The sequence below is a fragment of the Flavonifractor sp. An100 genome (genome assembly GCF_002161175.1).
Lineage (GTDB): Bacteria > Bacillota > Clostridia > Oscillospirales > Oscillospiraceae > Lawsonibacter.
On the sequence record NZ_NFMA01000019.1, the window covers coordinates 12,186 to 26,492 of the forward strand.

At 51.7% G+C, this 14,307-nt stretch carries 14 protein-coding genes; 12 read left to right on the forward strand and 2 right to left on the reverse strand.

Annotated features, from left to right (window positions below):
- Positions 1-151 precede the first annotated feature (151 nt).
- The 11 genes from B5E43_RS10745 to B5E43_RS10795 all read left to right on the forward strand — a co-directional run bounded on the left by B5E43_RS10745 (position 152) and on the right by B5E43_RS10795 (position 11,845).
- Positions 152-1,054, forward strand: coding sequence for a transporter substrate-binding domain-containing protein (locus B5E43_RS10745; protein WP_087396596.1), 903 nt, complete (start codon positions 152-154; stop codon positions 1,052-1,054).
- 97 nt (positions 1,055-1,151) lie between these two features.
- Positions 1,152-1,934, forward strand: coding sequence for an amino acid ABC transporter permease (locus B5E43_RS10750; protein WP_087396598.1), 783 nt, complete (start codon positions 1,152-1,154; stop codon positions 1,932-1,934).
- 12 nt (positions 1,935-1,946) lie between these two features.
- Positions 1,947-2,732 (forward strand): amino acid ABC transporter ATP-binding protein, encoded by a 786-nt coding sequence (locus tag B5E43_RS10755; RefSeq protein WP_087396600.1) that lies wholly within the window; start codon positions 1,947-1,949, stop codon positions 2,730-2,732.
- A gap of 365 nt (positions 2,733-3,097) precedes the next feature.
- Positions 3,098-4,249 carry a MalY/PatB family protein gene (locus B5E43_RS10760; RefSeq protein WP_158099031.1) on the forward strand — a complete coding sequence of 384 codons (1,152 nt, stop codon included), beginning with the start codon at positions 3,098-3,100 and terminating at the stop codon, positions 4,247-4,249.
- A 25-nt stretch (positions 4,250-4,274) separates the two neighbouring features.
- Positions 4,275-5,405 (forward strand): tyramine oxidase subunit B, encoded by a 1,131-nt coding sequence (locus B5E43_RS10765; RefSeq protein ID WP_087396604.1) that lies wholly within the window; start codon positions 4,275-4,277, stop codon positions 5,403-5,405.
- A gap of 41 nt (positions 5,406-5,446) precedes the next feature.
- Positions 5,447-7,015 (forward strand): ABC transporter substrate-binding protein, encoded by a 1,569-nt coding sequence (locus tag B5E43_RS10770; RefSeq protein WP_158099032.1) that lies wholly within the window; start codon positions 5,447-5,449, stop codon positions 7,013-7,015.
- Positions 7,016-7,184: 169 nt separating this feature from the next.
- Complete coding sequence (locus tag B5E43_RS10775) at positions 7,185-7,931, forward strand: creatininase family protein (protein ID WP_087396608.1); 747 nt, start codon at positions 7,185-7,187, stop codon at positions 7,929-7,931.
- 39 nt (positions 7,932-7,970) lie between these two features.
- Positions 7,971-8,969, forward strand: a complete 999-nt coding sequence (gene nikB, locus B5E43_RS10780) for a nickel ABC transporter permease (protein ID WP_087396609.1) — start codon at positions 7,971-7,973, stop codon at positions 8,967-8,969.
- 4 nt (positions 8,970-8,973) lie between these two features.
- On the forward strand, positions 8,974-9,870 hold the full coding sequence (locus tag B5E43_RS10785; protein ID WP_206406988.1) for an ABC transporter permease: 897 nt from the start codon (positions 8,974-8,976) through the stop codon (positions 9,868-9,870).
- 12 nt (positions 9,871-9,882) lie between these two features.
- A complete protein-coding gene (locus B5E43_RS10790) occupies positions 9,883-10,857 on the forward strand; it encodes an ABC transporter ATP-binding protein (protein ID WP_087396611.1) in 975 nt (324 codons plus the stop codon).
- A gap of 4 nt (positions 10,858-10,861) precedes the next feature.
- Positions 10,862-11,845 (forward strand): oligopeptide/dipeptide ABC transporter ATP-binding protein, encoded by a 984-nt coding sequence (locus tag B5E43_RS10795; protein WP_087396613.1) that lies wholly within the window; start codon positions 10,862-10,864, stop codon positions 11,843-11,845.
- Positions 11,846-11,994: 149 nt separating this feature from the next.
- On the opposite strand, the gene B5E43_RS10800 is transcribed toward B5E43_RS10795, so the two are convergent.
- Entirely contained in the window at positions 11,995-12,486 is a 492-nt protein-coding gene (locus B5E43_RS10800; RefSeq protein WP_087396614.1) for a MarR family transcriptional regulator, read from the reverse strand.
- 104 nt (positions 12,487-12,590) lie between these two features.
- Here B5E43_RS10800 and B5E43_RS10805 point away from each other — a divergent pair, with 104 nt between their 5' ends.
- On the forward strand, positions 12,591-13,172 hold the full coding sequence (locus B5E43_RS10805) for a hypothetical protein (RefSeq protein WP_158099033.1): 582 nt from the start codon (positions 12,591-12,593) through the stop codon (positions 13,170-13,172).
- Positions 13,173-13,305: 133 nt separating this feature from the next.
- On the opposite strand, the gene B5E43_RS10810 is transcribed toward B5E43_RS10805, so the two are convergent.
- The gene (locus tag B5E43_RS10810) at positions 13,306-14,295 is read right to left on the reverse strand and encodes an NAD(P)-dependent oxidoreductase (RefSeq protein WP_087396619.1); all 990 of its coding nucleotides are present in this window, start codon (positions 14,293-14,295) and stop codon (positions 13,306-13,308) included.
- Positions 14,296-14,307: the final 12 nt, after the last annotated feature.

Genomic DNA, 14,307 nt, shown 5'->3' on the forward strand with positions numbered 1-14,307 from the left:
GAACAGAAATAGAGGGGGTAACTTGGTGAAAACGGCAAAAGAGGAGAAAATGGAGAAATCCCCTTTACAATATTACATTAGCGTGCTAAAATGCGAAAGTGCAACGGGGCAAAATACAGTCCCCGGAATGAATGTTTGGAGGATACATAGCATGAAGAAGATGTTGTCAATGGCACTGGCTCTTGCCATGTGTCTGTCGCTGGCGGCCTGCGGAAGCGGAAGCCAGAGCGGAAGCAGTTCAGCAGCCGGTTCCAGCTCCGCCTCCCAGAGTGGAGGCAGCCAGAGTGCTGGAAGCGCCTCTTCTCAGGGGGAGCAGGAGGATACCATTGCGGATGTCCAAGCGGTGAAGGACCAGGGCACTCTGTATGTGGGCATTACCAATTTTGCTCCCTTGGATTATAAGGAAGAGGGCAGCGACGAATGGATTGGATTTGATGCCGACATGGCCAAGCTGTTTGCGGAAAGCCTGGGTGTGGCGGTGGAGTTCCAGGAGATCACCTGGGACTATAAAGTACAGGAGTTGGAGTCCAAGACGATCGACTGTGTGTGGAACGGCATGACCCTCACGGACGAAGTGCTGGCTGCCATGGGAACTTCGGAGCCCTACTGCACCAACTACCAAACTCTGGTCTTCCCGGCTGACAAAGCGGCTGACTTTGAGGGGCTGACCTCTCTGGAGGGCCTGAATATCGCCGTGGAGTCCGGTTCTGCCGGCGAGAAGGCTGCCCAGGAGTTGGGGGCCACTACTGTGCCGGTGCAGTCCCAGGCCAACACCCTGATGGAGGTGGCCTCCGGCACCTCTGACGCCGCTGTCATCGATGTGCTCATGGCTGCTGAGATGACGGGGGAGGGCACCAGCTATGCCAATCTGGCCTACAGCCTCAACCTGAATGATTTGAGAGCGGAGGAGTCCGAGTTCTACGGTGTGGGCTTCCGCAAGGGCTCTGATCTGGTGGATGCCTTCAACCAGTTCTGGGCAGAGAAGGTAGCTGACGGCACCGTGCTGGAGGTGGCCACCACTTACGGCCTGCAGGACGCCGTTGTCCTGGACTAAGACGCGTGGACCCAATCAACAAAAAGCAGAGGGCGGGTACGCCCTCTGCTTTTGAACGGTATGTTCTGATTAACACGGACAGAGAGGACGACTCCCTATGATCGAGTTTTTTCAATCGTCGGTGACCCAGACGGTGCTGACGGCGCTGAACAAGGGGTTTGTAGTGACCCTGGAACTGTTTTTTGTTACCCTGATTGGAGCGCTGCCTTTAGGGCTGGTAATCGCGTTTGGCTCCATGAACCGCTGGGCACCTCTGGCCCGGTTGACCCGGTGGGTGCTGTTTCGGCGGGGGCAGGAGCCTGGCCGGATGGCCCGCATGCTCATCGCCTTCCGGCCCATCAGCCTGGTCACCCGTTTCCTGGTTTGGATCGTTCGGGGTACCCCTCTGATTTTGCAGATCATTGCCCTGTTCTATGTCCCCGGCCTGGTGCTGGAGGGCGGCAACCCCTGGCCCCGGGGCGAGGTGGGACGGATGGCAGCGGTGTGCGTGGCCTTTATCATTAACTACGCCTTTTATTTCTCCGAAATTTACCGGGGCGGGATTCAAGGGGTCCCGGCGGGTCAGAGTGAGGCTGGGTTGGTGCTGGGCATGACCAAGGGACAGATCTTTTTCAAAGTCACTCTGCTTCAAATGGTCAAACGTATCGTTCCCCCTATGTCCAATGAAATTATCACTCTGGTGAAGGATACCTCTCTGGCCCGGGCAATTGCCCTTCAGGAGGTCATTTGGGCGGCAGAGTCCTTCATGAAGGGAAATCAGGGGATTTCCGGCCTGTGGTGGCCGCTGATGTTTACGGCGGTATATTATCTGGCCTTCAGCGCTATTGTGACCATGGTGCTGGGACGGCTGGAAAAGAAGCTGGATTACTTCCAGGTGTAAGGGGGAATGGACATGCCCATTTTAGAGGTAAATCACATCGAAAAGCACTTTGGCGAGACCCGGGTGCTGGAGGATATCAGTTTTAATTTGGAACAGGGGCAGGCGCTGGCCATTATCGGCTCCTCCGGTTCCGGTAAGACCACTCTTCTGCGGTGCCTGAATTTTTTGGAGACGCCGGACAGCGGCACCATTGCCGTGAACGGCAATGTGATCTTTGACGCTGCCGATCCCTCTACCCAGCGGGAGAGCGAGGTGCGGAAGAAGAGACTTCACTTCGGACTGGTGTTTCAGTCCTTCAACCTCTTCCCGCAGTACACCGCTTTGAAGAACGTCACTCTGGCCAAGGAACTTCTCAGCCAGGAACGGCCGGATTTTAAACAAAATAAAAAACAGATTCTGGAGGGAATTGAGGCTGAGGGATTGGAACTGCTGAACAAGATGGGGCTTTCCCAGCGAGCTCATCACTATCCCAAGCAGCTCTCCGGCGGTCAGCAGCAACGGGTGGCCATCGCCCGGGCTCTGGCGCTCCATCCGGATATCCTGTGCTTTGATGAACCTACCTCTGCCCTGGACCCGGAGTTGACGGGAGAGGTGCTCAAGGTAATTCGATCTCTAGCGGAGCAGAAGACCACGATGATCATCGTCACCCATGAGATGGCCTTTGCCCGGGATGTGGCCGACGAGGTGATTTTTATGGACCGGGGAATCATCGTGGAACAGGGAAATGCCCGGCAGGTCATTGAATATCCCACCCAGGAGCGTACCCGTCAGTTCCTGGCCCGTTACGGAGAGGGATAACCAGAATAAAAAGTCAGCTTGGCATAGGGAGAATAAGAAAACCAATTTTATATACCGGAATGGAGGCATCTGCAACGTTTGCAGATGCCTCCATTTTTTTCTAAAAGGTTAAATTCCTGTGGTGTGATGTTTCAGCAGTTATAAGATAAAGCAGGTAAGCCTTTCCATTAAAGGTAAATATCTAAAAAATTTATTTATTAGTCATTAAGAAATTGAATAGGCAAAACAAACAAAAAATAAACGCAATATATGTAATAATCTTAATATTTGCACTTTAATGCATTGACATATTAGAGAAAATGTGATAGATAATAGTAAAGATATTTTAGCTGCTAACATTTAAGGAGAAAATAGGAGGGACACGTTTGTATAATTTCGATAGCTTGCTCCAGCGTAGAGGAAGTGATTCCACAAAATGGGACGCATTAAAGCGAGATTTTGGTCGTGATGATTTAATGCCGTTCTGGGTAGCGGATATGGATTTTCCTGTTCTTCCGGAAATTGTGGAAGCGCTGTCTAAGCGCAGCACCGAAGGGCAGACATTTGGATATACTTTTGCCGGTCAAGACTATTTTAATAGTGTGATCGCCTGGAACAAAACCCGTCACGGCTTGGACCTGGAGAAAGATGAAATCATCCCTGTACCTGGAGTTGTGACTGCGATTGCAGCTTTATTGCTAAAAGTTACCAAGGAAGAGGATAAAGTAGTTATTAATCCCCCGGTGTACACGCCCTTTTTTCAAGTTATCAAGGATATGAACCGGCAATTGGTTCTTTCTCCTTTGATTCAGAAAGATGGGAAATACATCATTGACTTTGCAGACCTGGAAGAAAAATTTCGTCATGGCGCTAGCCTATATCTTATGTGTAGTCCCCATAATCCTGTGGGTCGCGTCTGGACGAAAGAGGAATTGGAACAAGTAACTCAACTTTGTCGAAAGTATAATGTTTTGTTGGTGTCTGATGAGATCCATGGGGATATTGTATTTTCAGGCCATACTCATATTCCAATTTTGAATGTTTGCCCCGAAGCAATCGCGATCTCCGCTCCGAGCAAAACGTTTAATATTGCAGGCTTGAAATCCTCCACGATTCTGGTGAAGGAACCTAATATCAAAAAGAAAGTCCAAGAAGCAATTGATTGTCTTCATCTCTACCCTAATTTATTTGCTTATGAGGCTACAAAGGCTGCTTATCGGCATGGGGCGGAGTGGCTAAATGAGCTTAACGCTTATCTGGAGGAAAGTGCCCGCTTCACCGTGGAGTACCTGCGGGAGTATCTGCCTCAGATAGGAGCCTATATTCCGGAAGGTACATATTTGATGTGGCTGGATTTTTCCGCATTTGGTCTTTCTGATCAGGAACTAGAGTCCCGGATGATCAATGTCGCTCAGGTAGCGTTGAACCCTGGCGTGGAGTACGGACAAGGGTACGGGCAGTTTATGCGCTTAAACATTGGGGTTCCTCGCTTTTACTTAGAGGAAGGGCTTAAGCACATTGTAGACGCATTTAAATAAGTGTGAAATAGGAGGCGTACTAGTAATGGAAAGAAAAAAAGTGGAGTTCAGATTTTTATCTGAAGCCGACATGATGAAGGCCGGTGTGCTGGATGTGGCACATTGTGTAGAAGTGATGGATGATACCTTTAAGCTTCTCGGCACAGGCGATTTTGTCATGGGCGGCTATAATCAGAGCAGCCATGGCTGTATGCTTTGGTATCCGAAGCAGTCTCCTTTCCCCAACATGCCTCTGGCAGGTCCTGACCGTCGATACATGGCCATGCCGGCCTATATCGGCGGGCGATATAATTGCTGCGGCGTGAAGTGGTACGGCTCCAACGTCTCCAACCCCAAGGAACGGGGATTGCCGCGTTCCATCCTGCTGGTGGGTTTGAATGATCCGGTCACGGGAGAGCCTTTGGCCATCATGTCCGCTAACCTCCTCAGCGCCATGCGTACCGGAAGCGTCCCCGGTGTGGCTACCAAGTATCTGGCCCGGAAAGATGCCCAGTCTTTGGGCGTGATTGGCTGCGGCGTGATCAGCCGGGCCTGCGCCAGAGGTATTCTGGTAAATATGCCCCAGGCCAAGCGCCTGTACCTCTATGATATTCGGGAGGAGAGCGCAAAGGCGTTTGCCGAGGAGCTTGCTCCGGAGTTCCCCGGACTGGAGATGGTCATCTGTTCGGATCTGAAGGAGTCGGTAGTGGACTCCGATGTGATCAGCGTGGCCGCCGCTGGTCCCGTACCCGTGGTTATAGACGAGGCGTGGCTGAAGCCCGGCTGTCTATTCACCGCCACAGGACACGCGGAGATCTCTGACCAGTGCTGGCAGAACAACCGGGTGGTCTTTGACTACTGGCCCATGCACAGCGTTTGGTACGAAGAGGGCAGAATGCATCCCGATGGAATTGAGAGTACCCGGGATTGGGCACCCAGCTACCAGATTTTCAAGCTGCTCCAGGCCGGCGCAGTGAAGGAAGAGGATATGATCAGCCTGAGCGATGTGGCTGTGGGTAAGGTTGCTCCCCGTGTTTCCGACGAGGAAAAGATCCTCTTTATCTCTGGCGGACTGCCGGTGGAGGATGTTTCCTGGGGCTATACTCTCTATGAGGAGGCACTCAAACAGGGTCTTGGCCAGGAACTGAAGCTCTGGGATCAGGCTCACTGGCTGTAAATAGATCATTACAACATTAAACAGAGAAAAGGAGAATGAAAATGAAAAAGCGAACTGGTAAAACAAGGATTCTTGCATTGTGCCTGACGGCCGCTCTTTCCATCACGCTGTTCTCCGGCTGCGGCAGCTCCTCCGGAAGCGAGAGCAGCGCCTCTGGCTCCTCCAGTAGTGGTGGTACCGGCGGTGTAAAGGATGAGGTTGTGGCTGTATTGAAGGCCGAGCCCTCCAACATCGATCCTCATGGGAATACCGAGCTGGTAGCCATGACTACACAGGTTCAGATTTTTGAGACCCTAGTGACGAAGGACCAGGAAGGCAACATTGTTCCCTGTCTGGCTGAGAGCTGGGAGCAGATCGATGATACCACCATCCGCTTCAAGCTCCGGGATGATGTCTACTTCCACAACGGCGAGAAACTGACTGCTGAGGACGTAGTATTTTCCATCCAGCGGGCGACTGAGAAGCCCTCTAGCGCTGCCATCTTTGCCGCTTTCGATCCAGAGAATACCAAAGTGGTCAGCGAGTTGGAGGTGGATGTGGCTACTTACAATCCCTTTGCTGCAGTATTCAATTACTTAGCTTCCACCCGCGGAGAGATTGTCTCTAAGAAGGCGGTAGAGGAGATGGGTGACGACCAGTTTGGCCGTTCCCCTGTGGGTACTGGTCCTTTTGTGTTTGACAACTGGACTACCGGTACCAGTATAACCCTCAAGCGCAACGACAACTATTGGGGTGAGAAGCCCGCTTACAGCACCCTGACTCTGAAGTTTATCACCGAGACCGCCAACCGTGCTCTGGAGATTGAGTCTGGTAATGCCGATATCGTCCTGGATCCCGATACCAGCGACCTGGAGCGGCTGGCTGCCACTGACGGTCTGCAAGTGGTCAGCGGCGACAGCTATGGCATGTCCTACATTGGATTCAGCATGGACGACGAGATCCTGAGTAACGTCAAAGTGCGTCAGGCCCTATCCTTAGCCCTGGACCTGGAGTCCTTGGTCCCCTCTGTGTACGGCGAATATGCTTCTCCTGCGGAGAGTGTCATGCCCAGCACCATTTTTGCCTATACGTCTCAGGGAGCCCATGAATATAACGTTGAGCAGGCCAAGCAGCTGCTGGCCGAGGCAGGTTATCCCGATGGACTGACCCTGACTTTGAACCTGCCCAACAGCTCTGAGCAACAGAACATCGGAGTTATTGCCCAGAACATGTGGAAAGAGATCGGCGTTACCGCTGAGATCGTTACCGCCTCTACCTCCGAAGTCATTGCCAGCGGCCGCCGGGGCGATAACCAGATTGTTATCATGGCTGCTACTTACTCTACCGGCGATCCTGGCCATGCCCTGGCTGACTTTGACACCAGAAGTGACGGCTTCCTGCGGCCCAATGACACCCATATTGACGAGCTCTTGGATAAGGGCAACGCCACCTATGATGAGACAGAGCGCGCCGCTGTGTACGCTGAGCTTCAGCAGTACATCTACGACCAGTGCTATATGATCGGTGTGGCGAACAAAATGGTCAACTACGTCATTACGGATAAGGTGCAGAACTTCTATTGCGATCCCGGCGATATCCCCTCCTTTGCCGGAGTAGTCGTGACGGAGTAACGACACAAACAATATGCGGAGTGGGCTGTCCCACTCCGCATATTTTATCATCCCAAAGAACAGAAACTGATTTTTGAACACGATTTGGGAGAAGGGCAGCAGCTCCTTCTTAACGAGACCTTGAAAAGTGCGGACGAATTATAATACGGAAGAGAGAGGATGTATAACCATGGAAAAACTTGTAATTGGAAAGATGACTTGGCCTGAACTCGACGAGCAAATGAAGAACATCAAGCTGGCTCTGGTCCCTGTAGGGTCTTGTGAGCAGCACGGACCCAACACCACCTTTGCCACCGATGCAGCCCGGGCTGCCTCCTATGCGGAGAAGTTGGCGGAGCGCTGCGGCAATAAGGTTGTGGTGTTCCCCTGTGTTACCTACGGACTATCCCTGCACCATATGGATTTCCCTGGCACTGTAACTTTGCGGGTGGAGACAATGATGCATCTGCTGGAGGACATTGGCGTTTCCATTGCCAAGCACGGCATCCGCAAGATCCTCTTCCTCAATGCTCATGGGGGCAACTTCCCTGCTTTGGAGGGAGCGATTATCAATCTCAAGCAGCTCCACGGGGTGGATGCCTACTGGTCTGCGGTTGGCTCTGAAATCTCTCTAGGCGGACTGACTGGGCTGCCGAAGCTCATCGGCCATGCCTGCGAAGTGGAAACTTCCTCCTGCCTCTACCTGTGCCCCGAACTGGTGCGGGAAAACCGGGTGCCCGGGATCATGCAGGACAGCATGCTTACGCACGACTCTTTTGTAAAAGGTGGAGCGGCCTGGAGCTGGAAAAACGATGCCTCTCTGAATGGCGCTTTGGGTGATGCCAGAAAGGCCACTTATGAGATCGGAAAGAAGATGACCGAGGATTCCTTGGATTACATGGAAAAATTGGTGGACGAAATCATTGCCAGACCCTGAATCAACGGTGGATAAGATTTTTCGGATGGGGAGCAAGCTATGATAAGATACATCTTAAAAAGAATTGTTGCACTGATTCCAGTCTTGTTGGGGGTTTCTTTCATTATTTTCAGCCTATTATATTTTACCCCCGGTAATCCGGCGGAGTATATGTTGGGCATGGATGCAACGGAGGAAAACATCCAGGCGTTGGAGGAGGAATTAGGGTTAAATGATCCCTTCCTAGTGCGGTATTTCAACTACATTAAGGACATCGTCACCAAATTTGACTTTGGAAAATCCTATACGACAAAGCAGTCGGTGACCATTGAGATCATGGACCGTATCCCAGCCACTCTGACGCTGGCGGTACTAAGTGTGGCATTTGCAACCATTGTAGGTGTGGTGGCTGGCGTAATTGCGGCAGTGAAGCAGTACTCTATATTTGATAAGCTGGCCACCGTAATTGCATTGACGGGTGTATCTATGCCTAACTTCTGGACAGGCCTGATGCTGATTATCATTTTTGCAGTCAATCTAAAGGTACTGCCCCCTTCAGGTTTTGACACTCCTCTGCATTGGATTTTGCCCACGCTTACCGTAGGCATGGCCTCTAGTGCCACCATCATGCGTCAGACCCGTTCGGCTATGTTGGAGGTAATTCGCCAGGATTACATTACCACCGCCAGAGCTAAGGGGCAAAAAGAGATCGTGATCGTGTTCCGCCATGCCCTGCGAAATGCTCTAATCCCCATTATCACAGTTGTGGGCATCTCCTTTGGCACCATGTTGGGCGGCGCAATTTTGGCGGAGTCCATTTTCTCCATCCCAGGCATTGGAAAGCTAATGGTGGACGCTATCAATGTGAAGAATTATCCCATGGTGCAAGGCGGCGTGCTGTTCATTGCCTTTGCATTCTCTGTGGTGAATCTGCTGGTGGACATTCTCTATGCCTTTGTAGATCCCCGTATCAAGTCCCAGTACAAGAATAGTCGCAAGAAAAAAGCCCCAGCCGCCCTAGTTGGAGCAAAACGCGGGGACAGTCAAAAGGAGGCATAAGTGTATGGGAACTGCAAATGTACGGATTTCTCCGAGTCTGGAGTTTGGCGCAGTGAAGAAGGAAGGTATGCTGCGCCAGACCTGGAAAGGGCTGAAGAAAAACAAATTGGCCATGGTGGGCCTGGTTCTCATTATTTTGCTGATCATTATGGCGGTGTTCGCTGACGTGATTGCACCCTACGGGGTAGATGACCAGGACTTGACTCAGAAGTTCCAGCCCCCCAGCATGGAACATATTTTTGGTACCGATGACTTCGGACGGGACGTGTTCAGTCGAGTTATCTACGGCAGCCGCTACTCTCTGGCCATTGGTGCCTGTGCTGCCATTCTCTCCGCGGCAGTGGGTATGATAATAGGCTCTGTGGCAGGCTTTTATGGCGGCAAGGCGGATAATATCCTAATGCGTCTGATCGACATCATGTTGGCTATCCCCAGTACGTTGCTGGGCATTTCCATTGTGGCTGCGCTGGGCAACGGGATCCGCAACGTGATCATTGCCGTGGCCATCGGTGCAGTACCAGCCTATGCTCGAATCGTTCGGGCTTCCATCCTGTCGGTAAAAGAGCAGGAGTACATCGAAGCTGCTCGTTCCATTGGCGCATCCGACTTGCGGATCATCATGCGCCACATTTTGCCCAATTGCCTGGCCCCCATCATTGTTCAGATTACCATGAGCGTAGCAAAGGCCATTCTGGAGGCGTCTGCCCTGAGCTTTATCGGTCTGGGAGTTCAGCCGCCCTCCGCTGAGTGGGGTGCCATGCTGTCAGCGGCCCGGCCCTACTTCCGGAGCTATTGGTGGGTTATGACATTCCCGGGGTTGGCTATCATGATGATTATTTTCGGCTTGAACCTATTTGGTGATGGCCTGCGGGATGCTTTGGATCCCAAACTGAAGAGCTAAAGGAGAAGTGTTATGGGCGAACCAATTTTATCCATTCAGGATTTATCGGTGCATTTTTTTAAGGATAAGAGTGTGGTACAGGCCGTGAACCACTTAAACCTTCAGCTGGGTGTGGGTGAGACCCTTGGACTGGTAGGAGAGACTGGTGCGGGCAAAACCACCACTGCCATGAGCATCATGAACCTGATTCCCAATCCACCAGGAAAAATTGTGGGCGGCAAGATCATGTTTGACGGAGAGGATGTGCTGAAAAAATCCAAACGGGAACTGCGAAAAATGCGGGGCCATGATATCTCCATGATCTTTCAGGACCCGATGACCTCACTGAACCCAGTGCTCACGGTGGGCGATCAGATTGCCGAGGTGATTCGTCTGCACAGCCAGGTGTCTCGGGCGGAGGCGTCTATCAAGGCACAGGAGATGTTGGAGATGGTGGGTATCTCCGGGGAACGGTATGGGGACTATCCCCACCAGTTCTCCGGCGGTATGAAGCAGCGTGTGGTCATAGCCATTGCCTTGGCCTGTAATCCAAGATTGCTGATCGCCGATGAACCAACCACCGCTCTAGATGTGACCATTCAGGCACAGGTGTTGGAAATGATTGCCGATCTAAAACATAAACTCAATACCGCTATGATCCTCATCACCCACGATCTGGGCGTAGTAGCCCAGGTGTGTGATAAGGTGGCCATCATGTATGCGGGAGAGATTGTGGAGTACGGTGATCTCAGCGATATCTATGAGCATGCCTCTCATCCCTATACTCAGGGCCTGTTTGGCTCCATTCCTGATCTGGATAAGGACACAGACCGGCTTAACCCCATTGCCGGCTTAATGCCTGACCCCACTAACCTGCCCAAGGGCTGTTCCTTTAGCCCGCGGTGTCCCCACTGTACTGAGGCCTGCAAGACCCAGGATCCGGAGCTGCGTGAGATATCTCCGGGCCATACTGTGAAGTGTCTCATGTTCCAAAACCAGGAGGAGTGATGATATGGATACAATTTTGGAAGTAAAGGATCTGAAAAAATACTTTTCTACCCCCAAAGGTATCCTACACGCCGTGGATGGGATTAACTTCACGTTGGAACGAGGCAAGACGCTGGGCGTGGTGGGAGAGTCCGGCTGCGGAAAATCCACGCTGGGCCGTGTAATCCTTCATCTCTTGGACAATACAGGGGGAAAGATTTATTTTGAGGGGGAGGACATTACCAATCCCACCAAGGACCAGAAAAAGAAGCTGCGCCAGCAGATGCAGATGATTTTTCAGGACCCCTATTCCTCCATTAATCCTCGTATGACCGTCAGTGAGATTATTGGGGAGCCGCTGAAGATCTATGAGATGCACAAGAAAGGGGTCAGCTGCGACGAAGAGGTGGCCAAGTTGATGGACACCGTAGGCCTGGCTAGACGGCTCTATAACGCCTATCCCCACGAGCTGGACGGGGGGCGGCGTCAACGTATTGGCATTGCACGGGCGCTAGCTCTGAATCCCAAGTTTGTAGTTTGTGACGAGCCAGTGTCCGCTCTGGATGTGTCCATCCAGGCCCAAATTCTGAACCTGATGCAGGATCTCCAAGAGGAACGCAAGCTCACCTATATTTTTATTACCCATGATATGTCGGTAGTTAAGCATATCTCCAATGATATAGCCGTGATGTACCTGGGAGAGATGGTGGAAAAGTGCGATGCCAAGGAGCTGTTCCATACCCAGCTCCATCCCTATACTAAGGCGTTGCTGTCAGCTATTCCTCGGCCCAACATCCATGATAAGACACGACGGATCTTGCTGCGTGGTGAGATATCCTCGCCCATTGATCCGGAGGATCGCTGCCGATTCTGTACCCGCTGTGTCTATGCGCAGGAGAAATGCTTCCAAAGTGAGCCCCAGTTGGAGCAGGCCCAGCCTGGGCATTTTGTGGCTTGCCATTACTGGCGTGAAATTGAGGAGGGCAAGGTAAAAGCACAAGAGGTATAGACTGCGGATTTGCCCTGGAAGGTGCGGAGATCCTCGTAGAGATGATACTAGAAATTAAAAAGCGGCCGTTACCGGCCGCTTTTTAATTTCTATAAAGAAAACAGGAGAAGAAAATGTTATCCTTTATGTTAAGTCATAGACGGAGACGCTCATTCTTGATCTTGTTCCAAAAGCTGGATATAGGCATGAAGAACATAGAAAAAGTTGTCAATTTGCTGAGGGGTACAGCTGCGGGACAACTCTTGGAGAGTTTGTGTCACGTTCATAGTATCGTAAGCTTTGTGAGCCACACTTAATTCCTGTCCTGATTCGGTGGCGTAGAGTTGGACATTGCGAGCGTTATTGGGGTCTTTTCGGCGAATTATATAGCCCTTCTGCTCGAGTTTGGTGGCTGTTTGGGAAAGAGCGCTGTTTGTGCGCTGCCACATGCTGGCCAGCTGGGAGATGGTAATACCAGGGTTTTCTTCAATGGCAGTCAAAGTATGTATCTCTACCATGTTGATGGGGATTCCGACACCATAATAGTGCTGTTCTGACATATATTGACTGTACAGCATGACAAATTTGTAGACTTCATTTGCCTTTTCGTTCAACTGATTAAAGAGTGTGTCTACTGGTATTGCATTATAATCTTGAATCATGCCGCAAGTTCACTCCAATTTAAAACACCATGCATTTTCTTAAATCTTTATAATAATTTTGCCATAAAATCAACATAAAAGCAAGCAGAATAGAGGGAGGAAACATGAAAATAATTAACCAGTTAGAGTATGTCAATCTCGTCTACCCTACCACACTTACACCGGATGCTCCATTCTGTCCGCCCTATCCGACTGTAGCTCAAGCGGGCTGTGGAATTTGTTGCGCATGCATGCTGATGGAACGGTTGACAGAAGAAATCCTTACGGTAGAAGAGGGAATTGCTCTCTCTATTGAGGCGGGTGCCAATCGTAACGGAACGGATATGAAAAAGCTGGGGGCAGCTTTAGCAAAAAAGTACCAGCTTCAATTCTCTTGGAGTGATACCCTGTCCGATTTGCTGTGTAGTTTATCGAAAAAGGGAGCGGCAATTTTAAATGTTGGAGGAGATACGCAGGGGAGAGTAGGAACCTTTTCACAACATGGCCATTATGTATTAGCGTTTGCAAAGAATGGTGACCGTATACAGATTGCGGATCCTTCCTATACCCGGGAAAAATATCTGCATCCGGACCGGGCGGCTCGGGTAATTTGTATGCAAGACCACACGCTGGAAGTTCCAAAAGAGGAACTGATTCAAGACCTCTCGATGCGTTCGCCGTCCATCTATCTCTTTACAAAAGAGTAGGACGTTCCACTGTGGAAGATGCGTGAGTTAAAAAATACCCCGGCAGATATTGCTGAAGCAATATCTGCCGGGGTATTAAATGCCGGCAAAGTCGCCCGTATCAGGGATACCAAGTGAGCCGGCTTTTTTCGTTTTATAGGCCGTTGACAATAAAGTTGGGACGCTTGCCCTGTTGGATGAGTCGGGCGTTGTTCCACATGTTTCGGTGGGCCCGGTGGAAGGAGCCGCCGGTATTGCCGCCCAGATGAGGGGAGTAGATGGCGCGGTCGGCCACTTCAGGGGGGAGGTCCACCAGGGGATGGTCGGCGGGGGTGGGCTCTGGAGCCAGAGTATCCATGGCGATGCCCCCAATCCGCCCCTCGATGAGAGCCTGACGCAGGGCCATATTGTCCACCAGATCGCCCCGGGCGGTGTTGACCAGAATGGCAGTGGGCTTCATTTTGGCGATGAGGTCAGCGTTTACCATGTTCCGGGTCTGGTCGTTGACCGCGCAGTGGAGGGAGAGAATATCGCACCGGGCAGCCAACTCTTCCAGGGGGAGATAAGTGACCCCAAAATCCTCTTCTACCTGGGGGGAGCGGCGGTGGAGACTATAGTAGTAGAGCTGGCAGCCGAAGGGTGCCAGACGGCGGGCGGTGGCCTGGGCAATATCTCCAAAGCCAATGAGACCAACGGAGCACAGCCCCAGTTCGGGGGCTCCGGAGGCCATCACAGCCTCTTTCATCTCAAACTGTCGGCCTGCCCGGACGGCGTTGTGGCCGGTGATGCCGTGGCGCAGAGCCATGAGCATAAGCATAACGGTGTGCTCTGCTACGGAGGCGGCGTTGCAGCCCTTGTTGTTGCACACGTAGATCCCCCGTTCCCGGGCGGCCTCCAGGTCGATACGGTTGAAGGCGACTCCCTCCGACTGGATCAGCTTCAAATTGGGCAGCAGCTCTATGATATCCCGGCCTGTATCAACAATAGGGTCGGTGAAAAGGACCTGAGCGTCGGAGTTCTCCGCCGCGGCTTGACGGGGGGCGCTGTCCTGAGGACAAAAAACCAATTCTGCGCCCAACTGGGGAGCAAAATCGGGGAGATAGGCGTCGTAGCGTGCTTTTGGGCCAAAAACCAGGATTTTCATAGAGTGCCTCCT